Raw genomic sequence first — 25,047 nt, 5'->3', positions numbered from 1 at the left:
GAGGTTACTTCGTCTGGATCCAACTGACCATTGCCGTTCTTATCAAGTCCAACTTTAACAGTGTGAGTACCGTTGTTATTATCGACAACTTGGGCTAATGATGGCTTACCATCTTCGCCTTTAGCGCCAGTTGCTCCAGTTTCACCTTTATCACCCTTAGCTCCGGTCGCTCCTGTGGCACCTGTTGCACCTTTATCGCCTTTCGGGCCTGCTGCACCAGTTGCACCTTTATCGCCTTTGGCTCCGGTCGCTCCTGTAGCACCTGTTGCGCCGGTTGCGCCTGTTTCACCTTTATCGCCTTTCGGGCCTGCTACACCGGTTGCGCCTGTAGCACCTGTTGCGCCCTTATCGCCTTTTGGCCCTGCAGCGCCAGTGGCTCCTTTATCGCCCTTGGCTCCGGTCGCTCCTGTAGCACCTGTTGCGCCCTTATCGCCTTTTGGTCCTGCTGCGCCAGTGGCTCCTGTAGCTCCAGTTGCGCCTTTATCACCTTTCGGGCCTGCTGCGCCAGTGGCTCCTGTGGCACCAGTTGCTCCAGTTGCGCCCTTATCACCTTTCGGGCCTGCTACGCCGGTTGCGCCAGTAGCACCAGTGGCACCTTTATCCCCCTTAGGTCCAGTTGGTCCCGCATTACGTTTGACAACCATGATGGTATCTACAGGATCAACGTAATTATGTCCCTTAAATCCTCTTACAGTTCCACCATTTTTAAGTGTCTCAAGTTCTTGAGCTGTAAACTTAGGATTCGGTACGTCATTTAGGTTTTCTGGTTTTGGTCCTACAACAATAACCTGTCCGTCTTTACCTTGTTGGTAAACAATCTGAGAACCAGTTTGATTGTCGAAGGCGCGTTTTTGATCTGGAGTGGCATTCTCATAATCTACGACTCTGACATTATGTGGAATATCCATGACAAATCTGTCATAAGACTTTTCTGGTTCTGGTGCTGGAACTTCATTGACATATGCTGCAGGAGTATAAGACAAATTAGGGTTAGTTACGACGTTATTCGCTTTTACATTGGTATTAAATGAGAACCATTGGCGAATTGGGCGTGGCCAGTACCGACCAGGGTTAGTGGTAGCAATATCAAAGCTCAATGATGTACCACTTGTAACTTTTGCAGCACCCGCTCCCCAGAATTCATTTGGATTACCTTGTTGGTCCCATTGATATTCAGTTTGGCCTTTATAAGAGTTATTCTTACCATTTGCATAGTACCAACCATTTGCCTGTGGAACGATAGAAGAACCTACAATTTGTACATTCTGCATATTTGAGCTCAAATTACCATAAATTTCAGCGTAAATATCGTCCCCGTGGTGGTTACGTGAAGCGAAAGAAACAACACCAGGTGTTTTACCAAAGTCTACCTTAGTACCGTCCGCATAATAGAATTCCCATTCCATATGCAACTGGTTACCAGTTCCTTTACGATCATAGCTGGATCCATTCCAAACTGTCATAGTTGGGTCTTTATGGATAGCCATTACCATACTATCATCATAAGCAGAACTCTTCTTAGGCGTATATCGAGCAATAGCTTTCGTAATAGGTCGACCACCAACAGAAGAATTCTTCAACGTGTACTCTACTGTTGTGGTTCTACCAACTTGCGTATGAACCATGTAGTAACCATCTGTTTGGTCCTTGATGATTCGCTCAGCTGCTGGCTGACTCGTATCAGCTCTAGTGATGACTGCATTTGGTTGGGTCGTTGTCCCGTCTCGCCACTCACTGTAGCTTCGGCTGTCCAAAGCTTCACGAACATATTGATTTCGAGATGTGAGCGTACTGTCTTTGACGAACCAGTCTCCTTGTGCCAGCCTAATCTTAGCCGTTGCATTTGGCTCATCGGTAAATACGAAGTTCTGTGGTGCAAGCTGTTGCAAGCTTCCTTCTTTACCGGTTAATTGTTGAGCTCTTTGTTTGGCCACTAAGTAATCAGAGATTTTTTTATTCATTGCCTGAGCTTCAGTATTTTGAAGATCCGCTGCTTGACGTTCTAAGTTGCGTCTTTCTTCGTCAGTTGTTGCGGTTCCAAAATTTCTAAGCTGATTTGGTGTAACTGGCAAGTTCTCAGATGCTGCTCTATCCAACTGAGTTTTCAAGGCATTAGCTTGAACTGTAGCTAGATTACCGTCTTGGGTAACAGTATAGTCAGATCCTTGACGAGTAGCACCAGTATTTCGGAATCCTGATGTACCGCTAACACTTCTGAATCCTGATGTGCCTGAACGCTTAGGTTGTGCGGCTGCACTAGCCTCAGTACTTGCTGTTTTATCTTCTTTTGGCTCAGCCTTTTCTTCTGCTTTAGCTTCTTTCGGAGCGCTTGTTTCTTCTGACTTTTCGTCTTTTGAAACAGCAGCTTCTTCTGCTTTAACTACTTCTTCAGTGCTCGGTGCAGCTTGATCTTTAGCTTCAGTTGCTTGATCATTTGCACTTGATGACGCAGTATTCTTTTCAGGTTCAGCTTGTGCTTCAGTTGCCTGTTTCTCAGACTCTTTTTCATCTGAAACTCTAGCAGCTTCTGCTACTTGAGGTGCTTGATCTTGTGCAGAAGGACTAACTTCTTGCGCACTTGCAACTCCCCCTCCTAGAAAGAAAATACTTGATCCTAGAAAAACAGAACATGCTCCCCATGCTCTCGTCTTACGAATCGTAAAACGTTGCCTTTCTATTTTCTTCCAGTCTTGTCCCATGTATTGGAACCCTCCTTATTATTCTAAAATTGTCACTCCCTCAAGTGTACCATATAAGTAAGATTTAAGCAATTTTATAGCCTTTTAATTAATTGATCATTTTTAAAGAAACTGTCCAATTTTTGAGTTTTACTATTTCAAAATTCACAGTAAATTTTATAAGTGTTTCTGATCTATTCGAACAGTATTTTTATACATTTTTAGTTTATAGATTTGATTAATTATTCAAGTTATATAAAAAATCCTGAAAATAAATTTCAGGACTCTGATATTTTCATATGATCAAAGAAAAACTTTTTTAGGTTTATAAGATTCTTCTCTTTTTTCTAAGATGGCGATAAGCTTACCTTTATGAAAACCAGCCAAGATTGTTGCCGCATTTTCAATGAAAATAAAGCGACCAAAGCGGACTTCTTCTAGCTGCTCTATCGTTAATTCAATCTTGGGTAGATCACCTGTCCCCAACTCCAGAGGCTGTAGAAAGGAGAAATCCTCCACTGCCACTCGCTCCGCTATTTCATCCAAGGTCAAAGCATCATCCAAGCTCATACCTGCTGAAGAAGTCCTTGTCAGCTGGGACATGTGACTGGCAAAGCCCAGCTTAGCTCCTAAATCAACAGACAGGGTTCGAACATAGGTTCCCTTGCTGCACTTGACTCGAAAACGAAAGCGAGCTTGCTCATCTTCATAGGAAATCGGACTTGTGCGCTCAAAACTATAGATGGTCACCTGCCGCTCTGGTCGCTCCACTTCTTGACCTGCACGCGCATACTCATAAAGCTTGCGGCCATTTACCTTGACTGCAGAGTACATGGGCGGAATCTGGCGAATCTCACCAGTCATGGACTCCATCGCTTCATCGATGAGAGCCTCTTCTAAAAGCTCCGTCACTGGCGTCCGCTCAAGAATTTCGCCACTAGCATCCTCTGTCGTCGTTGAGCAGCCCAGAGTAATTTCACCTTCGTAAACTTTGCCTTCCTCCTGCATAAACTCGACCAAGCGCGTCGCCTTGCCCACAGCAATCGGAAGTACTCCAACTACATCTGGATCCAAGGTGCCCCCGTGACCAATTTTCTTCGTTCCCCAAATTTTACGCAGCTTAAAGACCGCGTCATGCGAGGTCATACCCGCTTCTTTTCTTAAGTTGATAATTCCGTTCATTGATTAACTTTCTAAAAATACTAAAACTCTCTTTTGGAAATCCTTATGCTGTTCATATTTGCTGTAGACATTACTTTGTTTCCTCTGCTATTTTTCATGATTTATTTATGTTGACTTTTTAAATGCAAGGCAAAGCCAGCAGTCACTTTTTCAAATCCAACCGCCTGATAAAACTGATGTGCAGCATTTCGTTCAGAAGTTAATCCACTATTTAGAGTCAGTGCCTTAACTCCTTCTTTTACCGCTTGTTTTTTCAATTCATCGATTAGCCTACTAGCAATTCCTTGTCGTCTTGCTTCTTTTGCAACTGACAAAGCTAAAATACGATAGTAAGATCCATCTGCTTCAAAAAAGAATAGCTTTGCATAACCTAAGAAACCTAAAATTTCTCCGTTTCTTTCAGCTAAAAGACAGCCATAATGCGGCTGAGAAAGAATCGTTTCTAAACGTCGAGCCAGCTTAGAAGCGGTCGTTGGATAGCCCAAGTCTTCGTATAAAGACAGTAAGGCTTCAGCATCTTTCATGGTTACTTTTCGTATCTGCATAGGATCCTCCTAGTCTCCCTTCAAAGCTTCAAACTTCGCTTTCATAGTAGGATTTTTGCGTGTCAATTTTTTGACAGAGACGTCGTCCAGTTTATTATTAGCCAAGCGCAGCTGGTTTTCAGAGGTCGTCAGGAATTTCTTGATTTCTTCCATCCGACGGATGGCCTTGTCAATCTCCTCGATGGCCTTGCCGAAATTGGTCGAAGCAGACTGATAGTTCTTGGCAAAAGCAACTTTAAAGGCATCCAAATCTTCCTCAAAATGCGTAATATCAATGTTCTGCTCCCGCACCAAGGCCAGTTCCTGCTTATACTGGAGCGAGTTGAGCGCAGCATTACGCAAGAGGGTAATCATAGGCAGAAAGAACTGAGGCCGGATGACATACATCTTCTCATAGGCATAGGACACATCGACAATACCCGAATTGTAGAGCTCGCTGTCAGCCTCAAGAAGTGTCACCAGAATAGCATACTCACAGCCTTTCTCCCGCCGGTCCTTATCCAGCTCTTTGAAAAAATGCTCATTTTTCTTCTTGGTCGCTGTCTCATCGCCTTCATTTTTCATCTCAAACATGATAGAGAGGATTTCTACACCATTTTCATCCACCTCACGGTAAATGTAGTCACCCTTGCTGCCGGTTCTTGCATCATTGTCTTTGCCGAACTCAGCTCTTGGAAACATGGCCATACGGTTCTTGTTAAACTCGTACTCGCAGTGCTGTTCCAAACTCTCGCCAATCATCTTAGTAGACTGCTTGGCCTTGAAATCCTTGTAGAACTCTATGGTCTCATCTTTCTGCCGCAGCTCTACCTCATAGCGCTCTTTGAGAGAAGTCTGAGCGAGTGCTGCTTCCTTTTCTTGCAAAACTAGCTGATTCTTAACCTCGTCGCGCTCTTTTTCCAGCGCCGACAAGGTCTTTTGCAATTGATTTTCATGCTCCAAGCGCAGAGTTGTCAGCTGACTTTCCAATTGCTGGACTTCCTTATCCTTCTCCTGCAATTGAAGACTAGCTGCCTGCTCCGCCTCTTTCTTTGCCAATTCCTGCTGGGTCTCAAACTGAGCAATCTGGCTTTGAAGCTTGCTAATTTCCTGCTCTTTCTGCGATAGCAAAGCTTGTTGGGCATTCTGGGATTTTTGCTCTGCTAAAGCCAGTTCCTGCTCAATCCGAGCATGAATTTCCTTGTCAAACTCTGAAGTCCGAACCTGCGACAAAAGCTCACTGTACTGGCTCTCATTGACTGTAAAAACCTCCCCGCAGTTGGGGCATTTGATTTCATTCATGGGGTACCTCATTCAAGATTTTCTATATTTCATTATACCATTCTTCCCTTTAAATGAAAAACAGCAAGCCACTTGGCTTGCTGTTTGTTGAGGGAATTAATATACTTTCCCCATTATCTTCTGAAGGGTCAATAGAAATTTTTTTAGATGTTTCCTAGTTTACCCTAAAGCATGTCCACTGAAAGTTAGCTTGTTATTTCAAACCGTCAGAAATCGGTTCAAAACTGGTAAATCCTTCATTTCCCCAACTCCTGCGTCCTCTTGTAGGCAGCTTGAACGGCTGCCATGACCGTTCCTCGAAAGGCATTTTCTTCCAGACTGGCTACCCCAGCGATGGTCGAACCGGCTGGACTGCAGACCTGGTCTTTGAGTTGAGCCGGATGTTGCCCACTGACCTTACCTAGCTTGGCAGCGCCTAAGAGAGTTTGATTGGCCAGTTCAAGCGATATGTCGCGACTGAGTCCTGCTCGGACACCAGCGTCCGCTAAGGCCTCGATAAAGAGATAGACGAAGGCGGGTCCACAGCCAGCAAGAGCTGTCGCTGCATCCAACTGCTTTTCCTCTAGTTTGACCAGAAGACCAGCCGAAGACAGAAGTTCCCGCAACAAGTCTTCATCCGCTTGATTCGCTTGCTGGGATAAGGCATAGCTAATAACACCCTCGCCAACAGCTACTGGTGTATTAGGCATGATCCGAATCCAACGATGGTGGCTAGGTGTCAATTTTTCTAATATTTCCAAGCTCAGACCAGCAGCCATCGAAACTAGCAGAAGAGAAGCCCGTTTGTCTAGAATTTCCTGATACTCAGCCAGCAAGTCAGCAAATTGAGCAGGTTTGATGCCCAGAAAAATCACCTCTGCCTGAGCAAAAACTTCTGCATTACTGGCCGGCTGACCACCAAGTTCTGCAGCAATCTTTTCAGCCTTGTACCGACTACGGTTGGCCAATAGTAAGTCGTTTCTGTATCTTTCATCTTGGGCAACTAGACGAGCGAGATTACCACCCATATTTCCCAGACCGATAAATCCAATTTTCATCATTATTTCCTCACTTGACCAGTACCCTGAATGACATACTTATAGCTGGTCAGCTCTTTCAGCCCCATAGGACCTCTGGCATGCAGTTTCTGAGTAGAAATCCCCATTTCGCAGCCAAGGCCAAACTGACCACCGTCTGTAAAGCGGGTTGAGGCATTGACATAAACTGCTGCGCTATCCACCTGCTCTGTGAAGTAAGCTGCCGCTGCATCATTCTCCGTCACAATGGCATCCGAGTGATGGGTGCTGTGAGCTTCAATATGCTCCACCGCTTCTTCCAGCGAGGAAACCAGCTTGACTGCTAAGATATAGTCCAAGAATTCGGTATCAAAATCTTCCGATTTAGCTTGTATTCCTGAGATATACTGAGCTGCTTTCTCATCCAAACGTAATTCAACAAGGTTTTCTTGCGCAGCATCTCGATCTGTCACTAGCATCTTCTGCAAACGTGGTAAAAATGCTGCTGCAATCTCTTCATGAACTAGTAGTACTTCCATGGCATTGCAAACAGAGGGGCGACTGGTCTTGGCATTCTCAATAATCGTCAAAGCCTTAGCTTGATCAGCATCCTTATCTACATAGATATGGACAATTCCGGTACCCGTCTCAATAACCGGCACAGTGGCATTTTCCACAACCGCCTGAATCAATCCCGCGCCACCACGAGGAATGAGCAAATCCAGATAACCTTTGGCCTTCATCATTGCCTGGGCGGAAGCCCGACTGGTATCAGAAACCAACTGGATACATTCCGGCGAAATCTCCGTCTGAGCCAAGCCGTTTTTCAGAGCTGTGACAATAGCTAGCGCAGTCTGATAGGCATCCTTACCGCTTCTGAGCACGACTGCACTACCACTCTTTAGGGCCAGAGCCGCAGCGTCAGAAGTGACATTGGGCCGACTTTCGTAGATAATGCCAATCACGCCCATAGCCACTCGCTTTTTACTGATGACGAGGCCGTTCTCAAGCTCAGTCCTTTCCAAGACTTGACCGACAGGATCCTCCAAATCAATCAGCTGGCGAATACCTTCTGCCATGGCAGCAATCCGCTCCTCATCTAGATAAAGGCGGTCCAGCATCACATCAGAGATTTTACCTTTAGCCGCTGCCATATCCAGTTCATTAGCTGCTAAAATATCAGCACGAGAAAGCCAGAGCTGCTTTGCCATTTCCTCTAATGCTTGATTTTTTTCAGCAGTTGTAGCTGTGTTGATTGATTTTTTTGACTTTTTTACAATTTTAAATAATTCTTGTGTTGAGGTCATAGCGCCTCCTTTCGTAAGATACAATAATTTCTTTTTACAATTGATAAAGATTTTGGAGAGTTCGGGTAAAGGAAATAAGTAAGCTCCTATTTCCTCTTAAAATTCAGAAAAGAGCAGTTGGAGCTCTGGAGTAATAGAAATCCAATCGTCACGATGAATCACGACTCCCTTTGGCTTGCTAGATCGCAACATATCTTTGAGGGCAGGTTTACCAAAGCGCACGCGCCCCTTTCCTAAAACCGCACCAGTCTCTTCTTCATACACCGTCACCGTATCTTGGTAAGAAAAATGCCCATCTAACCTAACAATTCCAGATGCCAGAAGGCTTTTACCATCGTAGCGGAGTGCCTGTGCCGCTCCCCGATCTACATAGATGACACCTTGGCTCTTGGCATAGAAAGCTAGCCACTGTTTTTGCGTCTTCAAGCCCTTATCCTGCGCTGAGAAAAGGCTCCCATCTCGAGTCTGGCTCGCCGCCTCCAATAAAGCATTACTTTTAAGCGACGAACAAATATAAACTGGTACACCAGACATGGTCGCCAAAGTTGCTGCTTTGATTTTTGTCAGCATGCCGCCAGTGCCATTGCTGGAGCCTGCCCCGCCTGCCATGTCAATCAAATCGCTAGAGATTGTCTCAATTCTTTCAAGACGTTGGGCGGTTGGATCAGTAGCCGGGTTGGCTGTGTAAAGCCCATCAACATCTGTCAAAAGTACCAAAAGATCCGCCTGAACCATGGCTGCCACCTGAGCACTGAGCGTGTCATTATCTCCCACCTTTAGCTCCTCGATAGAAACTGTGTCATTCTCATTGATAATGGGAATGGCACCCCGATTAAGGAGGACTGACAAAGCTTGGTGGGCATTTTTGTAACGCCGTTTATCCGCAAAATCATCCTGCGTTAGCAAGATCTGGGCAGATACAATCTTCTTCAGAAGCAGATTAGTTGTGTACTCCTCTAGGAGAAGGCCCTGACCAACAGCTGCCGAAGCCTGTTTATCGGCTACCTTGGTGGGGCGTTTTTTAAATCCTAGAGAAGAAAAACCTGCCGCAATGGCTCCAGACGATACCAAAATCAACTCATGTCCGGCTTCGTGTAAGACCGATAATTGATGCGTGATTTCCCGCACCTTTGCCCGCGACAGGCTACCATCAGGATTTGTCAACGAGCTCGTTCCAACTTTAAATACAATACGCTTTGCTTTCATAGCTTCTCTTTTCCTTACTAGATTTTCTTATTATACCATAAGGACAGGAAAATTAAAAAAACAATCTTTCCCCATTTCTGCTCTCCTAGCAATAGAAAATATGCTATAATATTCACAAATACTATTGGAGAAAAACTATGATTAAACTAATTGCCCTTGATATGGATGGAACCCTACTAACTGAGGAAAAAAAGATTCCTCAAGCTCATATTGATGCCATTCACCAAGCTATCCAAGCTGGAGTCAAGCTGGTCCTCTGTACAGGTAGACCGCTCGTGGGTGTCAAGCCCTACTATCAGGAGTTGGGCTTGGAGAATGAAAACGAATATGTCATAGTAGACAATGGCTGCGCTATCCATCAGACTAGCGATTGGCAGGTCGTTGACTGGCAAGAATTAAAGCCCAATGATATTCGCTACCTCTACAGTTTAGCCGAGCAGAGCCAAGTACAGTTAACCTTGTTTGATGAAGAGCATTACTTCGTCGTAGGGGAAAAGGCCAGCAAAATTGTGACAGATGATGCGGCCCTCGTCTTTACGACTCCTACTGAAATCAGCCTTGAAGAAGCTTGCAGCGGTCAGCATCGAATGTTTCAAGCTATGTTTCTAGGAAATCCTGAGCAGGTAGATGATTTTGAAACCAAGTTCGCTCAAGAGCTCTGCCAACGATTCAGTGGCGTCCGTTCCCAGCCTGTCATCTATGAGGCGATGCCAAAAGGTGTTACAAAAGCCTTTGCCCTAGAACGTCTGGCGCAAGGTCTAGAAATCAAGCCTGAGGAAATCATGGCACTGGGCGATGCGAATAATGATATTGAAATGCTGCAATTTGCTGGCTTGGGCGTTGCCATGGGGAATTCCAGTCAACATGTCAAAGACTTGGCCGACTACGTGACAGATAGCAATGAAGAAAATGGCGTCGCCACAGCTATTGCTAAGTTTATTTTAGAGCACTAATCCTGTACGACCATCCCATTTCCATAAATTAAAAAGACAGTTGTAGGAGAGAGAGCAACTGTCTTTTTTTGATATAAATCAACTAAGTTTAGAGGGAGAGCTTTTTCCTTTGGCTTAAAACAATTCCTTGTATAAAGCAATGGTTTCTTCCAAAGTCGGCATGAAAGGATTGCCAGGTGCGCAAGCATCAATCAAAGCATTCTTAGAAAGGTATTCAAAGTCAAAGTCCTTTTCTTCAATGCCAAGCTCGGTCAGTTTCTTAGGAATACCGACCGTTTCGGACAAGGTTTCGATTTCCGAAATGGCATATGCTGCACATTCTTCATCAGTCTTGCCTTCGGTATGCAAACCTAAAGCTTTAGCCACATTTCTAAAGGCTGCTGGTACACGTTTGGCATTTTCACGCTCAACTACTGGTAGAAGCATAGCGCAGCAAACGCCATGTGGTAGATGATAGACCGCACCAAGCTGGTGAGCCATCGAATGCACGTAGCCCAGACCTGCATTGTTAAAGGACATTCCGCCAAGGAAAATAGCATTAACCATAGCTTCACGCGCTTCTATATCATGGCCATTAGCGACTGCACGCGGCAAATATTCCTTTATCAACTCAATAGCACCGATAGACAGTTTCTTGGTCACGCCATAAGCGCCAGGAGTTACCAAGGCCTCAACAGCATGAGTCAAAGCATCCATCCCAGTCGCTGCCGTTAAATTAGCTGGTTTGGAAACCATGAGCTCTGGGTCATTGACAGAGATGAGAGCCAGACTGTTTTTATCAACCATCACCATCTTAACCTTGCGTTCTTCGTCCGTGATGACATAGTTGATAGTGATTTCAGCAGAAGTCCCTGCCGTGGTGTTGATGGCTACAACTGGCAGACCCTTTTCTTTAGACTTGTGGAGCCCCTCATAATCCTGCGGCTTGCCTCCATTTGTCGCCATGATGGAAATACAGCTAGCAGCATCTTGAGGAGAGCCACCACCTACACTGATAATAAAATCACAATCATTTTCTTGAAGAGTAGCTAAGCCATCGTAGACATTCTTACAAGAAGGATTTGGGTCTACACCTTCAAAAACCACATATTCAATGCCTTCTGCTTCTAGCGGCCTGATGACTTTTTGTAAAATGTCACTGGATGCAATGTAGTGGTCTGTAACGATTAGAGCTTTCCTGAAGCCCAACTCTTTGACATGACCGCCAAATTCATTGATGACACCCTTACCAATCAAATTGACTGATGGAACGTAGAAAACTGACATAATGATTTCCTCCTTAATTGAGCACAAAGCTCTATTGCATATGTTAATATAATTTTACCACTTTCTCCTCTGCTTTTCAAATAATTATACAAGTCAAAATATAAAAAAGAGAGTGGGACAGAAATCGGTAATTCGTTAGAATTCGATTTCGTCGTCCCACCTCCGCACAGTTGAGTAGGGCTGTAAAAGCTGATGAAATCAGCGTAGTGGAGCCCACTCAACCCCTGCGCCTTGCTCGATAATCCAAAGACAATTTAGAGGCTAGGACTTTTGTCCCAGCCTCTTCTTTGGCTACTTGCGATACATTTTGACTTGAAGATAGAGGTCGTTGTAGGTTCCAAGCCATTTTGGACCTAATTGCTGATAGACTTCCAGATGCTTCATGGTTTCTTCGGTTGGATAGAAAGCCTCGTCTTCCTGTACTTCTTCTGGCAGCATGGCCTTGGCAGGAAGGTTTGGCGTTGAGTAGCCAACATAAAGGGCGTTTTTATAAGCATTTTCTGGTCTCAGCATGAAATTGATAAACTGATATGCAGCTTTTTTATTTTTGACCGTCTTTGGAATAACGATATTATCAAACCAAAGGTTGCTGGCTTCTGTCGGAACGACATAGCGCAGATCTTCGTTGGCTTCCAGCATTTGGCGAGCTTCGCCAGAGAAGGTCACGCCGATAGCCGCATTATTCTGAATCATGTAGCCCTTCATCTCATCAGCAACGATGGCTTTGATATTAGGCGTCAGAGTGTAAAGTTTATCGACAGCCTCCTGCAGCTGGTCAGCATCTTTGGAGTTAAGACTATGACCATCCGAGTTCAGACCAATCCCCATGACTTCACGGGCTCCGTCAATCATCATGATGGAGTTTCTGTATTCTGGCTTCCAGAGATCGTTCCAGTGCTCAGGCGCATGCTCGACCATTTTAGTATTGTAAACAATGCCCAGGGTTCCCCAGAAATAAGGAATGGAATACTGGTTTCCTGGATCAAATGGCTGATCCAAAAAGTCTGAACCAATATTTTCCAAGCCTTTGATCTGGCTATGGTCCAATTTCTCTACCAAGTTTTCCTTCATCATTTTGGCAATCATGTACTCGCTTGGGATTGCGATATCGTAGGTTGTACCACCTTGTTTGATTTTTGTGTACATGGCTTCGTTAGAGTCGAAGGTTTCATACTGCACCTGCACGCCTGTTTCCTTAGTAAACTCTGTCAGCAATTCCGGATCAATGTAATCTCCCCAGTTATAGACAACCAATTTATCACTGCCCTTACTATTGGATTTACTCTCAATCCGATAGCTAATGCCCCACAAAATCAGGATAATCGCAAGAATCCCTGCTAAAAACGAATAGAGTTTTTTCATGCTGCTTCCTCCTTCTCACGCGTGATAAAGTAATAGCCAATGACTAAAACGATACTAAAGAGAAAGACCAGAGCAGACAGGGCATTGATTTCCAAGGAAATTCCTTGCCGTGCACGGGAATAAATTTCTACGGAAAGAGTCGAGAAGCCATTTCCTGTTACAAAGAAGGTCACAGCAAAGTCATCGAGTGAGTAGGTGAAAGCCATAAAATAACCGGCAATGATGGCTGGTGTCAGATAAGGCAGCATGATTTCCTTGAGCATCTGTACTTGACTAGCTCCCAAATCATAAGCAGCCTTAATCATGTCGTCATTCATTTCTTTCAGCCTTGGCAAAATCATTAACACAACAATAGGAATTGAAAAAGCGACGTGGCTGGCCAAAACGGACACAAAGCCCAGCTGGAATTTAGCCGTGGTAAAGAGAATCAGGAAGCTAGCCCCAATCATAACGTCAGGCGCCACCATCAAAATATTATTGATGGATAGGAAGGCATCTTGATATTTCTTGCGAGCTTGGTAAATATAAATAGCACCGAAAGTTCCGATAATCGTAGCAATGAGGGAAGAAAGAAAGGCTAAGAAGAATGTCTGCGCCAAAATCAAAATCAAGCGCGAATCTTCAAATAACTTTTGAAAATGAACCAAATCAAAGCCAGTAAATTTATTCATATCATCGCCAGCATTGAAAGCATAGGCAATCAAATAAAAGATCGGAAGATAAAGGATTAGAAACACAATCGCTAAATAGAGATTAGCAAATTTTTTCATCGTTCTCTCCTTTCCTTGGTTGCCCACATAGTGAAGAGCATGGCAATAATCAGAACCACTCCGATTGTTGAGCCCATCCCCCAGTTCTGCGTTGTCAAGAAATGCTGTTCAATAGCAGTTCCCAGCGTGATGACACGATTTCCACCGATCAAACGCGTCAGCATGAAGAGGCTGAGACTAGGAATGAAGACAGACTGCACGCCACTTCTCACGCCATTCATTGAAAGCGGAAAGACCACATTGCGGAAAGTCTGCCAACGATTGGCACCCAAGTCATAGCTGGCATTGATGAGGTTGGGATCCAAATCATCCAAGACATTGAAAATGGGCAGAATCATAAAGGGCAACTCAATATAGCTGGCAACAAATATAAAAGAAAAGTCAGTGAAAAGAATCTGCTTGGGACCGATACCGATAAAGGTCAGAAATTCATTCACCGAGCCGTTTTGCCCAAAAATACCGATGAAGGCATAGGCCTTAAGCAAAAGATTAATCCAAGTCGGTAGGACAATCAGCATGAGCCAGAGCTGGCGATGCTTGAGCTGGGTCAAAAAATAAGCAGTCGGATAGGAAATGAGCAAGGTCACCAAGGTGATGATGCCTGCGTAAAATACCGAATTAAAGCTCATTTTCAGATAGGTCAAATTCTGCGACGTGAAATAAATCCGATAGTTTTCCAGCGTGAACTGCCCTTCGATATTAAAGAATGATTTCCAGACAATCATTATCACTGGAGCTAGGACAAAAAGCAGAATCCAAAGAAAATATGGAAGCATAAAAAGGTTAGAGGTTGTTTTCTTCATCTCTTTCCTCCTCAATGGCATTGATCAGCCCTGCTTCTTGCTCTTCGATTTCTACGTATTCTTCAATCCGAGCATCGAATTCTTCTTCGGTTTCATTGAGGCGCATGATATGGATATCCTCTGGCTCAAAGTCCAGACCGATTTCTTCTCCGACGATGGCCTTGCGAGTTGAGTGGATCATCCATTCATTGCCGAGTTCATCATAGGCGATGATTTCATAATGAACCCCGCGGAAAAGCTGGGTATCCACTTTAACCTGCAGTTTTCCTTCTTCAGGCAAGGTAATGCGCAAATCTTCTGGACGAATCACTACTTCAACGGATTCGTTTGGTCGCATTCCTCCGTCAACTGCTTCAAAACGCTTACCATTGAACTCGACCAAGTAGTCTTCGATCATCTTACCTGGCAAGATATTAGATTCTCCGATAAAGGTCGCAACAAAGTGGTTAATCGGCTCATCATAGATGTCCACTGGCGTTCCTGACTGGACAATCTCCCCTTCATTCATGACAAAAATCCAGTCACTCATAGCTAGGGCTTCTTCCTGATCGTGGGTGACAAAGACAAAAGTGATCCCAAGGCGCTGTTGGAGTTCACGGAGCTCATATTGCATATCCGTCCGCAACTTCAAATCCAGCGCAGAAAGTGGCTCATCTAGTAGGACAACACGCGGCCGATTGATGATGGCACGGGCAATGGCTACCCGCTGGCGTTGACCGCCTGAGAGTCTCCGAATTGAACGACGCTCATATCCTTCCAGCTGAACCATTTTCAGAACTTCAGTAACCCGTTCTTCAATTTCTTTTTTGTCTACCTTCCGCAAACGCAATGGAAAGGCTACATTCTCAAAGACATTCATATGCGGGAAAAGAGCGTAGGACTGAAATACGGTGTGAACATCCCGCTTATTGGTAGGAATGTCATTGATGCGGACACCATCCAAAAAGATGTCTCCCGTAGTCGCATCCAAAAGTCCTGCAATAATATTAAGGATGGTTGACTTCCCAGAGCCAGAAGCTCCTAGAAGCGTATAAAATTTTCCTTCTTCTAATTCAAAGTTAATATCTTTGAGAACGACGGTGTTACTGTCTTCAAAAACCTTTGAAACGTTTTTGAACTCAATAATTGGTTTTTTCAATTGGCATAAATTCCTTCTTTTCCATGTATTAACAGATTTTTGGCTCTGTCAGACCAAAAAAACCTCTCGAGGGCTACTATGGCCCTGCATACTTGCGATATCGATAGGCTTTCACCCCCTTTACTAATGACACATGGATATTGGCTATCCCAAAGACTTGGACAATTGCATATCGGACTCTTATGCTTCTCCAATAATTCGAACTTCTCTTTCCAGAGTGACACCTGAATGCTCTTTGACTGTTTTAATGACATGAGCAATCAACTTTTCATAATCACTAGCTGTACCATGATCGACGTTAATCATGAAACCAGCATGCTTTTCTGAAACCTCTACACCACCGATTCGATAGCCTTTTAAACCGGCCTCACTGATGAGCTGACCAGCAAAATGTCCCAGAGGACGCTTAAAGACAGACCCACATGATGGGTATTCCAAAGGCTGCTTGAGTTCACGCAGATAGGTCAGACGTTCCATTTCCTGATGAATGTTTTGGTGGACACCTGGTGCCAGACCAAACTTAGCTGAAATAACAATGTCACCTGTTTCTTGAATGAGTGAATGACGATAGCCAAAGCGCATATCACGCACATCCAAGGTCTTAATTTCGCCTTCAGGTGTCAAGACCTTGCAAGAAACAAGCACATGAGCAATTTCTCCACCATAAGCGCCAGCATTCATAAAGACAGCACCGCCGATACTACCCGGGATGCCACAGGCAAATTCAAAGCCAGTCAAACTATGATGCAGGGCAATACGAGTGGTCTGAGTTAGATTTGCACCAGCTTCTGCCTCAATCGTATAGCCATCTACTGTTACATTATTTAGCTTGTCAAACATGATGACAAAGCCTCGAATACCGCCATCTCGAACAATAATGTTACTTGAATTCCCAAGCACCAACCAAGGAATATGTTCACGATTGGCTAACTTGACAATCCGAGCCAATTCATAACGGTTGCGTGGAAAAACTAAGAAATCGGCAGCTCCGCCTACCTTTGTGTAAGTGTATTGACTCAAAGGTTCATTGAAACGGATGTCGATTCCTTCTAATTCCGCAGAAAATTTTTCTAGGTTTTGCATGACTTACTCTCTTTTTTACAAATTACACTCTATTATATCAAAATTAAATGATATTTACGATAGACTGGAAGGAAATTAAGTTTCTTTTTCAAAGCAAAAAGAAAGAGGAGAACGAAGATTGTAGACTAACACTGCGTCCACAAGGTCGTCATCCTCAAACTCTCTTTATTTTTCTACTCTTACACCCTGAGTATCGACTTGCAACTGGAAGACTTGTCCATCAAAGCCTTGTTCCTTTATTTGCTGATAAATCTGCTCTGCTTTGTCTTTCGGAGCCAAAACCATAACAGTCGGCCCAGCTCCAGAGATATAAGTCGCAAAGGCGCCCTGTTTTTTGGCTAAGAATTTAATATCCGAAAATTCTTTGATAAGCGGTTGACGATATCTCTCATGGAAACGATCAGATTCAATTGCACGACCAGCTGTTTTCATATCACCCTTTAAGAGTGCTGAAACAGCGACATTGGCTACAGAGCTTGCCGCAACAGCTTCCTTGTATGAAAGGCGATTAGGCAAAACACGGCGGCTTTCAACTGTTCTCAACTCATAATCGGGAATAAAAGCGATAAAGCTGACCTCTGGGAAATCTGACACGACAGCCGAAACTTGATTTTGGAAGGAGCTTGCAATCACTAGATTTCCATAAATTGCTGGGGCCACATTGTCAGGATGGCCTTCTATTTTTGTCGCAATTTTCAGCTTTTCATGATCCGATAAGTTCAGATTTGCTAACTGATTGGCCAGTTCAATCCCAGCAACAATAACGGAGCTAGAAGAGCCAAGACCACGAGCCAAAGGAACATCGCTGGTCATTTTTAAGCGATGAGGGTGAAGGTCTGGGGCCAATTGCAGGGCAATTTTGATTAGTAAATTCCGTTTATCCGTTGGAATTCGAGGATTGAGATCATGCTCAATAACCCACTCCTGACTTTCTTCCAAGACTTCGATTTCTAAATATTTGGAGACTGCAACACCAACTGAGTCAAAACCAGGCCCAATATTGGCACTGGTTGCTGGTACAATAATTTTCATCTTATTCTCCTAATACTTTAAAGGTATTGAGCAATTCAAACTCTGGTACCTCACGGAGCTTAGCCACTACATTTTCTAGCTGAGTCTTGCTGACAGCATGCGTGATGATGACTACACGAGCTGTTTCACCATCCGTACCTTCTTGCAGAATTTGCTTGAAGGAAACTTCTTCAGCATTGAAGATTTCAGCCAAATGCAAGACTTGACCTTTGGCATCTGGAGCCAAGATAGAGAAATAATAGTTGCTCTTAACATCCTCAGGTTTAGCCAAGACAAGCTCGCGACTAAATTCATTGAAGGCTTTGCCAATCGTGCCTTCATTTAGGCGACGGACGATGCGGACGATATCTGCAACGACACTGGTCGCAGTTGGTTTTTGGCCTGCCCCTGGACCGTAGTACATGGATTCTCCAATACCAATTGACTCGACAAAGACCGCATTCATTACGCCGTTTACGCTAGCTAGCGGATGCGCTTTTGGCAAGAAAGTCGGTGTTACTTCCGCAGCGATTCCTGATGGTGTTTCCTCAATTGAACCAACTAATTTCACTACATAGCCCAAATCTTGAGCAACAGCGACATCTTCTGGCGTGATGTTTCGAATGCCTTGGTGACTGACATCTTCAAACTTGATGTTCATACCGAAAGCAAATTGGCTGAGAATGACCATTTTATAGGCTGCGTCAATCCCATCAACGTCGTTAGTCGGATCGCTTTCAGCAAATCCTAAACGTTGCGCTTCCGCAAGAGCATCCTCGTAAGACCAACCTTCTTCTACCATCTTGGTCATCATGAAGTTAGATGTTCCATTGACCACACCCAAAACGCGAGTAATCTTGTCAGATGCCAATGAATTAACCAAGGTGCGCAAAATTGGGATACCGCCGGCAACAGCAGCTTCATAATAGAGAGCAACGCCATTTTTCTTAGCAATATCTAACAATTCAGAACCATGAACTGCCAGCAAGTCTTTGTTAGCAGTTACCACATGCTTACCTGCTTCAAGTGCGCGCGTAATAAAGGTTTTAGCTGGTTCAATCCGTCCCATCAGCTCCACTACGATCGCAATTTCGCCGTCATTTAAGATTTCATCCACATTGGTTACAAAGTTATAATCATTTCCAGCTGCCAATAGACGTTCTTTTTCAGCATCATCCTTGACCAAAACTTTAGCAACTTCAATCTCAGAATGAGCAGCCTGAACAATCTTTTCTCCATTTTCTTTCAACAAGAAAGGGACACCACTGGCAACTGTTCCAAAACCAAGTAAAGCAATTTTAATAGACATGAGGAACTCCTTGAATATTTCTTATATAAAAAACATTATAACAAAAATATATAGAAATGCCTACAAATCTATTTGTATATTTGTTATAATGTAAATAAAAATTTTAAACTCATGAGATTAGAAGGAGATACCATGACAGATAAACACATTGGAAGACGCATGCAAAGACATAAAGCTAAGAAAAAGGCATTCCTTTTTTCTATTATCAATCTTTTCTTGCTCCTTGCCCTAATTGTAGGCGGAATTTATCTTTGGAAGACTCAGTTCTCTCCTAGCAAACAATCCTCTGCAGGCAACCAAACTGTGCAATCCACCTCCAAGCCAGACTCTACCTCAACAAATGAAGAAGCTTCAAAAATAAAGTGGGTAAAACAGGATGAGCCTGTTAAGATTCCAATTTTGATGTACCATGCGATCCATGTAATGGATCCCTCTGAGGCAGCCAATGCTGGTTTGATTGTAGATCCAACTACTTTTGAAAGTCATTTGCAGGCCCTGAAAGAGGCTGGTTATTATACTTTAACCCCAGAAGAAGCTTACAAAGCTTTGACAGAGAATGTCCTACCTGAAAATAAAAAAGTAGTCTGGCTGACCTTTGATGATAGTTTGAAAGACTTTTACACCAATGCCTTTCCACTACTTCAAAAGTACCAGATGAAGGCAACCAACAATGTCATTACTGGATTTGTCCAAGCTGGCCGTGAAGATATGCTGACGCTAGATGAGATCAAAGAAATGAAGGAAAAGGGAATGTCCTTTGAAGACCATACCGTCAACCACCCTGATCTATCAACTGCTACTGCTGATCAACAAACCCTTGAACTACGTGATTCTAAAGCCTTTTTAGACGACAATCTCTCACAAACTACCACGACTGTTGCTTATCCATCAGGCCGCTATAGCGATGCGACCTTGCAGATTGCTGAAAGTCTAGGCTATAAGATGGGATTGACGACCAATAACGGTTTAGCTTCTCTATCCAACGGTTTACTCTCACTCAATCGTGTTCGAGTGAACCCAACTACTACTGCAGAAGATTTATTAAACGAAATCGCTACAAATTAATCTTAGAAAGCTTGCTTCAGACGAAGCAGGCTTTTTCTATTTCCGATAGCAACTTTTTCCAATCACAAAAAAACGAGAGTGGGACAGAAATCGGTAATTCGTTAGAATTCGATTTCGTCGTCCCACCTCCGCACAGTTGAGTATGGCTGTAAAAGCTGATGAAATCAGCCTAGTAGAGCCCACTCAACCACTGCGTCTTGCTCGACAATCCAAAGACAATTGAGAGGCTAGGACTTTTGTCCCAGCCTCGTAAAAGGTTATTTAGACTTGATGTAGTTGATACCGTCTGCTTTCGGAGCAACAGCTTTACCGAAGAAGGCTGCAAGAACCACAATCGTCAAGACATATGGCGCAATCTGTAGATAAACCGTTGGCACTTTTGAAAGAAGAGGCAACTGGTTTCCGATAACGGCCAAACTTTGAGAAGCTCCAAAGAAGAGACTTGCCAACATAGCACCGATAGGGCTCCATTTACCAAAGATCATAGCTGCCAGGGCGATAAAGCCTGGACCTATGATAGTTGTCACAGCAAAGTTAACGGAGATTGACTGAGCATAGATAGCTCCACCAATACCACCAAGCAGACCAGAAATCATAACACCACAATAGCGCATGAGGTAAACATTGATTCCTAGTGTATCTGCTGCCTGCGGATGTTCTCCAACTGAGCGAAGACGCAATCCAAATTTTGTCTTAAACATGATAAACCAAGCAAGGAAAGAGAAGGCGATGGCCAAATATCCCATCAGACTTGTATGTTTGAAGAATATATCTCCTATGACCGGAATATCAGACAAAATAGGAAAATTAAATTTACCAAATGAACGCTGAATATTGTCTGTTTGCCCCTTGTTGTAGATAGCTTTAACAAGGAAGACTGCCAAGGCTGGTGCTAATAAGTTTAGAACCGTACCACTAACAACGTGGTCCGCACGGAAGTTAATGGTTGCTACAGCATGGATAAGTGAGAAGAGCACTCCGACTAAACCAGCAGCAATCAAAGAAAGCCACGGAGTCAAGCTACCAAAACTACTTTCGAAAGTCAGATTAAAGAGAACGCCTGTAAATGCTCCCATTACCATGATCCCTTCCAAGCCGACATTGACAACTCCGGCATGCTCCGAATAAGCTCCACCGATACTTGTGAAAATCAAGGGAGCCGCATAAATCAGCATAGATGATACTAATAAACCTAATATCGTTACAATACTCATCCTAGTTTCCCCCTTTCACTTTACCAGCTTCTTGCTTACGGTTTTTAAACAATTCAAAAACCGTCTTACCAGTCAGACGCTCAATCAAGTAATGGGCGCTGACAAAGAAGATAATCGAAGCTGTCACGATATTGACTAATTCTGTTGGAATCTGAGCCACGTTCATACCTGGCGCACCAACACTTAAAACTGCAAAGAGGAAGGCTGCAAAGAGAATTCCAATTGGAGAATTGGCTGCCAAAAGACTGACTGCCATACCATTGAAACCAACGCTCAATGAACTTCCTTGTACAAAGACGTTCTGATAAGTACCCAGTCCTTCTACGACTCCTCCAAGTCCTGCAAGGGCTCCAGAAATAATCATAGACAAAATAATGGTCCGTTTAGAAGACATCCCTGCGTATTCAGATGCATTCGGGTTCAGCCCTACAGCACGGATCTCAAAGCCAAGCGTTGTTTTCTTCAGCATATACCAGATCAGCACAACTGCAATCAAAGCAAAGAAAATACCAATATTCATCCGAGAGTTAGCTGTCAAACTTCTCAGCCATTCTGTTTGATAAATGGCATTGGCACCAACACGCTTACTAGAGTCAACACTCTGCATCACAGATTTTGGAAAGCTGCGGATAAAGGCATTTCCAACGAAGAGGACGATATAGTTCATCATGATCGTAACGATGACTTCACTCGTTCCTAAATAGGCACGCAGAACTCCTGGAATAGCACCAATAATCCCACCAGCTACGACAGCAATGACTACAGTTGCTAACAACATAAGAGGGCGAGGTAGGTCAGGGAAGGAAAGGGCAAACCAACCAGCCAGAATCCAACCAGCCAAGGCCTGACCTGGAAGTCCGACATTGAAAAATCCAGCCCGACTAGCAACGGCAAAACCCAGACCAATGAGAACTAGAGGTCCCATCGCCCGAGAAATTTCACCCAAACTTCTCAAAGAACCGAATGCCGTTTTAAAGAGGGATTCATATCCCCAGATGGCATCATAGCCAAAGATAGCCATGACAATCGCTCCCAATAAAATCCCTAAAAGAACTGAGATTAATGGAACTGCGATCTGCTGTGTTTTTTTAGACATTTGAATCTCCCTTCTAAATCTTACCACCAGCCATGAGAATACCAAGTTCTTGCTTATTGGTCTTCTCTGGTGTCACAATTCCTTGAATCTTGCCATCATGGATAACGGCGATTCTGTCAGAAAGATTGAGTATTTCATCTAGCTCAAAGCTGACAACAAGTACTGCCTTACCATGAGTACGCTCCTCAATCAAGCGTTTATGGATGTACTCAATTGCTCCGACATCAAGTCCACGAGTAGGCTGACTGACAATCAACAAATCTGGATCACGATCCACTTCCCGAGCAATGATAGCCTTCTGCTGGTTTCCTCCTGAGAGGGCTGAAGCAGGTACATACTCGCTAGCCGCCCGCACGTCAAACTCTTTCATCAGATTGCACGCGTAAGAGTAAATATTATTATAATTCAAGATGCCGTTTTTGCTAAGTGGTTCCTTGTAGTAAGTCTGCAAAGCAATATTTTCAGAAATGGACATCTGCAGCACCAAACCATCGCGATGGCGGTCTTCAGGGACGTGGCTGACCTTCATCTCTGTAATCTGACGTGGTTTCTTACCAATCACGGACTGGTTCTTGATCAAAATTTCACCCGAGCTTGCTTTTCTAAGTCCTGTAATAGCTTGAATCAACTCAGTCTGACCATTTCCATCAATTCCTGCAATCCCAACGATTTCACCAGCACGAACATCCAGTGAAAGTCCTTTAACAGCTGGAACGCCGCGATTCTCTTCAACGACAAGATTCTTGATGGAAAGAACTGTTTCTTGCGGATTAGAAGGTTTCTTCTCAGTCTTGAAGGAAACAGCACGTCCCACCATCATTTCCGCCAAGTCTTGGTTGGTCGCACCTGCAATTTCAACTGTTTCGATTGATTTTCCTCGACGAATAACGGTCACTCGGTCAGAAACTGCACGAATTTCATCTAACTTATGGGTAATAAGAATGATAGACTTACCTTCCTTGACCAGATTTTTCATGATTTTCATCAATTCATCAATCTCAGATGGTGTCAAAACAGCTGTTGGTTCGTCAAAGATTAGGATATCTGCACCACGGTAAAGGGTCTTCAAAATTTCAACACGTTGTTGAGCTCCAACAGAAATATCCTCAATCTTGGCAGATGGATCGACCGACAAACCATATTTCTTAGACAAACGCTTAATTTCTTGCGTAGCGCGTTTCAAGTCTAAGATACCATTTTTTGTAATCTCACTTCCAAGAATAATATTTTCAGCAACAGTGAAGGCTTCCACAAGCATAAAGTGCTGATGCACCATCCCGATACCAAGTGAGGCCGCCTTTGATGGAGAGTCCAGCTTAACTGGCTTTCCGTTTACTACAATCTCACCACTAGTCGGCTCAAGTAGGCCGGCCAACATATTCATCAAGGTTGACTTCCCGGCACCATTTTCTCCTAAAAGAGCGTGAATTTCACCTTTTCGGAGTTCCAAATTGATTTTATCATTGGCTACAAATTCACCAAAAACCTTGGTAATTTCTCGCATTTCAATGACATTTTCATGTGTCATGGCTCTTTCCTTTCCAGAATTTTATTTTATGTCGATATAACCTCCTCGGACTCCTATCCTAGTAGGCTTAATCGATGCAAAGGCGTCAGAATTTAAAAATGAGCGACCCTAGTAGGTCGGATCGCTCAACATTCAATTATTTATCAGGAACTGTGAGGCTGCCGTCAAGGATTTTTGCTTTCGCTTCTTCAACAGCTTTTTTAGCATCTTCAGAAAGGTTGGTTGTTGTCAAATCAACACCACCGTCTTTCAAACCAAAGGTTGTAGTTTTACCACCTGGGAATTTACCTTTAGCAGTTTGATTAGCGATGTCTTGGACAGTCTTACCAACTTGTTTCAGGCTTGATGCCAAGACGAAGTTAGATTCTTTACCATCTTTAGATTTGTATTTACCTTCTTCAGTTTGGTCACGGTCAACACCAAGTACCCAAACTTTTTCATTTTCATTTCTTGTTTCGTTGATTGACTTAGCTTCGTTAAATACTCCAGCACCAGTACCACCAGCTACTTGGTAAACAACATCCGCACCGCCAGCATAGTGAGCAGCAGCAATTGTTTTACCTTTAGCTGCATCGCCGAATGAACCAGCATAGTCCACTTTAATCTTGATAGATGGGTCAACTGATTTCACACCAGCTTCGAAACCTTTTTCAAAACGTGTGATAACTGTTCCTTCTATACCACCAATGAAACCAACTTGTTTTGTCTTAGTAGTTTTTGCAGCTGCAACACCAGCAAGGTAAGCTGCTTCATTATCTGCAAAGACTGCTGAAGCAACATTCTTTTGACCTTCAATCACATCGTCAATAATAACGTAGTTAATACTTGAATTATCTTTAGCAGCAGATTCAACGGCATCACGAAGGGCAAAACCGATACCAAATACTAAGTTGTAACCATCCGTAGCAGCTTGGTTTAGGTTGTTCGCGTATTGTGACTCGTCTGTTGATTGGAAGTAAGTATAGCCGTTATCTTTTGAAAGGCCATTTTCTTTCCCCCAAGCTTGCAAACCTTCCCATGCAGATTGGTTAAATGATTTATCATCAACACCACCTGTATCGGTTACGATAGCAGCTTTTAAATCAGTTTTAGCGTTAGAGCTATCTGATTTAGACGCACGATTCCCACATGCAGCAAGTCCGATTGCTGCGACAGACACTAGACCAAGACCTAGCCATTGTTTCTTGTTCATTTCTGAACCTCCTATATAAGATGTGCAACTTAGTTGCAAGTTTAATTTTGGTCAGTTGACCAG

Annotated in this window: 21 protein-coding genes; 2 read left to right on the top strand and 19 right to left on the bottom strand. The window is 43.7% G+C overall.

All coding sequences use genetic code 11. The features are described 5' to 3' along the window. From O3651_RS07380 to proB, 7 genes are all read right to left on the bottom strand, one after another. Positions 1–2,699, bottom strand: a 2,699-nt coding sequence (locus O3651_RS07380; RefSeq protein WP_371610060.1) for a GbpC/Spa domain-containing protein, incomplete at its 3' end; no start/stop codon positions are given. Positions 2,700–2,981: 282 nt separating this feature from the next. Then, positions 2,982–3,860 carry a tRNA pseudouridine(55) synthase TruB gene (truB, locus tag O3651_RS07375; RefSeq protein ID WP_371610059.1) on the bottom strand — a complete coding sequence of 293 codons (879 nt, stop codon included), beginning with the start codon at positions 3,858–3,860 and terminating at the stop codon, positions 2,982–2,984. A gap of 101 nt (positions 3,861–3,961) precedes the next feature. Continuing rightward, positions 3,962–4,405 carry an N-acetyltransferase family protein gene (locus O3651_RS07370; RefSeq protein WP_371610058.1) on the bottom strand — a complete coding sequence of 148 codons (444 nt, stop codon included), beginning with the start codon at positions 4,403–4,405 and terminating at the stop codon, positions 3,962–3,964. Positions 4,406–4,414: 9 nt separating this feature from the next. Beyond that, entirely contained in the window at positions 4,415–5,686 is a 1,272-nt protein-coding gene (locus O3651_RS07365) for a DUF2130 domain-containing protein (protein ID WP_371610057.1), read from the bottom strand. A gap of 236 nt (positions 5,687–5,922) precedes the next feature. Beyond that, the gene (gene proC / locus O3651_RS07360; RefSeq protein WP_371610063.1) at positions 5,923–6,723 is read right to left on the bottom strand and encodes a pyrroline-5-carboxylate reductase; all 801 of its coding nucleotides are present in this window, start codon (positions 6,721–6,723) and stop codon (positions 5,923–5,925) included. A gap of 2 nt (positions 6,724–6,725) precedes the next feature. Next, positions 6,726–7,988 carry a glutamate-5-semialdehyde dehydrogenase gene (locus O3651_RS07355; protein ID WP_371610056.1) on the bottom strand — a complete coding sequence of 421 codons (1,263 nt, stop codon included), beginning with the start codon at positions 7,986–7,988 and terminating at the stop codon, positions 6,726–6,728. 96 nt (positions 7,989–8,084) lie between these two features. Beyond that, positions 8,085–9,194 carry a glutamate 5-kinase gene (gene proB, locus O3651_RS07350; protein WP_371610055.1) on the bottom strand — a complete coding sequence of 370 codons (1,110 nt, stop codon included), beginning with the start codon at positions 9,192–9,194 and terminating at the stop codon, positions 8,085–8,087. A 137-nt stretch (positions 9,195–9,331) separates the two neighbouring features. On the opposite strand from proB, the gene O3651_RS07345 reads away from it, so the two are divergent. After that, positions 9,332–10,147, top strand: a complete 816-nt coding sequence (locus O3651_RS07345; RefSeq protein ID WP_371610054.1) for a Cof-type HAD-IIB family hydrolase — start codon at positions 9,332–9,334, stop codon at positions 10,145–10,147. A gap of 114 nt (positions 10,148–10,261) precedes the next feature. Here O3651_RS07345 and O3651_RS07340 read toward each other — a convergent pair whose 3' ends face one another. From O3651_RS07340 to O3651_RS07305, 8 genes are all read right to left on the bottom strand, one after another. Continuing rightward, positions 10,262–11,413 carry an iron-containing alcohol dehydrogenase gene (locus O3651_RS07340; RefSeq protein WP_371610053.1) on the bottom strand — a complete coding sequence of 384 codons (1,152 nt, stop codon included), beginning with the start codon at positions 11,411–11,413 and terminating at the stop codon, positions 10,262–10,264. 291 nt (positions 11,414–11,704) lie between these two features. Then, entirely contained in the window at positions 11,705–12,775 is a 1,071-nt protein-coding gene (locus O3651_RS07335) for an ABC transporter substrate-binding protein (RefSeq protein ID WP_371610052.1), read from the bottom strand. Beyond that, positions 12,772–13,545, bottom strand: a complete 774-nt coding sequence (locus tag O3651_RS07330; RefSeq protein ID WP_005590157.1) for an ABC transporter permease — start codon at positions 13,543–13,545, stop codon at positions 12,772–12,774. The genes O3651_RS07335 and O3651_RS07330 overlap by 4 nt, the downstream gene beginning before the upstream one ends. Next, positions 13,542–14,348, bottom strand: a complete 807-nt coding sequence (locus tag O3651_RS07325; RefSeq protein WP_048763122.1) for an ABC transporter permease — start codon at positions 14,346–14,348, stop codon at positions 13,542–13,544. Before O3651_RS07325 ends, O3651_RS07330 begins: the two co-directional genes overlap by 4 nt. Then, complete coding sequence (locus O3651_RS07320) at positions 14,329–15,486, bottom strand: ABC transporter ATP-binding protein (RefSeq protein WP_048763121.1); 1,158 nt, start codon at positions 15,484–15,486, stop codon at positions 14,329–14,331. Before O3651_RS07320 ends, O3651_RS07325 begins: the two co-directional genes overlap by 20 nt. Positions 15,487–15,666: 180 nt before the next feature. Beyond that, positions 15,667–16,569 (bottom strand): UDP-N-acetylmuramate dehydrogenase, encoded by a 903-nt coding sequence (gene murB / locus O3651_RS07315; protein ID WP_371610051.1) that lies wholly within the window; start codon positions 16,567–16,569, stop codon positions 15,667–15,669. Between the two features lie 165 nt (positions 16,570–16,734). Then, the gene (gene thrB / locus O3651_RS07310; RefSeq protein WP_371610050.1) at positions 16,735–17,601 is read right to left on the bottom strand and encodes a homoserine kinase; all 867 of its coding nucleotides are present in this window, start codon (positions 17,599–17,601) and stop codon (positions 16,735–16,737) included. 1 nt (position 17,602) lies between these two features. Then, positions 17,603–18,889 (bottom strand): homoserine dehydrogenase, encoded by a 1,287-nt coding sequence (locus O3651_RS07305; RefSeq protein ID WP_125390584.1) that lies wholly within the window; start codon positions 18,887–18,889, stop codon positions 17,603–17,605. Between the two features lie 132 nt (positions 18,890–19,021). Between O3651_RS07305 and O3651_RS07300 the strand changes: the two genes are divergently transcribed. After that, positions 19,022–19,954, top strand: coding sequence for a polysaccharide deacetylase family protein (locus tag O3651_RS07300; RefSeq protein ID WP_371610049.1), 933 nt, complete (start codon positions 19,022–19,024; stop codon positions 19,952–19,954). Between the two features lie 257 nt (positions 19,955–20,211). Here the strand turns inward: O3651_RS07300 and O3651_RS07295 are convergent, their stop codons facing one another. The 4 genes from O3651_RS07295 to O3651_RS07280 all read right to left on the bottom strand — a co-directional run bounded on the left by O3651_RS07295 (position 20,212) and on the right by O3651_RS07280 (position 24,984). Next, positions 20,212–21,168, bottom strand: a complete 957-nt coding sequence (locus O3651_RS07295; RefSeq protein ID WP_061911259.1) for an ABC transporter permease — start codon at positions 21,166–21,168, stop codon at positions 20,212–20,214. Position 21,169: 1 nt separating this feature from the next. Continuing rightward, positions 21,170–22,264, bottom strand: a complete 1,095-nt coding sequence (locus O3651_RS07290; protein WP_371610048.1) for an ABC transporter permease — start codon at positions 22,262–22,264, stop codon at positions 21,170–21,172. Positions 22,265–22,277: 13 nt separating this feature from the next. Then, entirely contained in the window at positions 22,278–23,792 is a 1,515-nt protein-coding gene (locus O3651_RS07285) for an ABC transporter ATP-binding protein (protein ID WP_371610047.1), read from the bottom strand. 136 nt (positions 23,793–23,928) lie between these two features. Then, a complete protein-coding gene (locus tag O3651_RS07280) occupies positions 23,929–24,984 on the bottom strand; it encodes a BMP family protein (RefSeq protein WP_314043593.1) in 1,056 nt (351 codons plus the stop codon). Between the last annotated feature and the right edge of the window lie 63 nt (positions 24,985–25,047).

The organism is Streptococcus sp. 27098_8_73, assembly GCF_041432495.1.
In the GTDB taxonomy this organism is placed as follows: domain Bacteria; phylum Bacillota; class Bacilli; order Lactobacillales; family Streptococcaceae; genus Streptococcus.
This window is presented reverse-complemented; position numbering and strand designations above follow the sequence as displayed.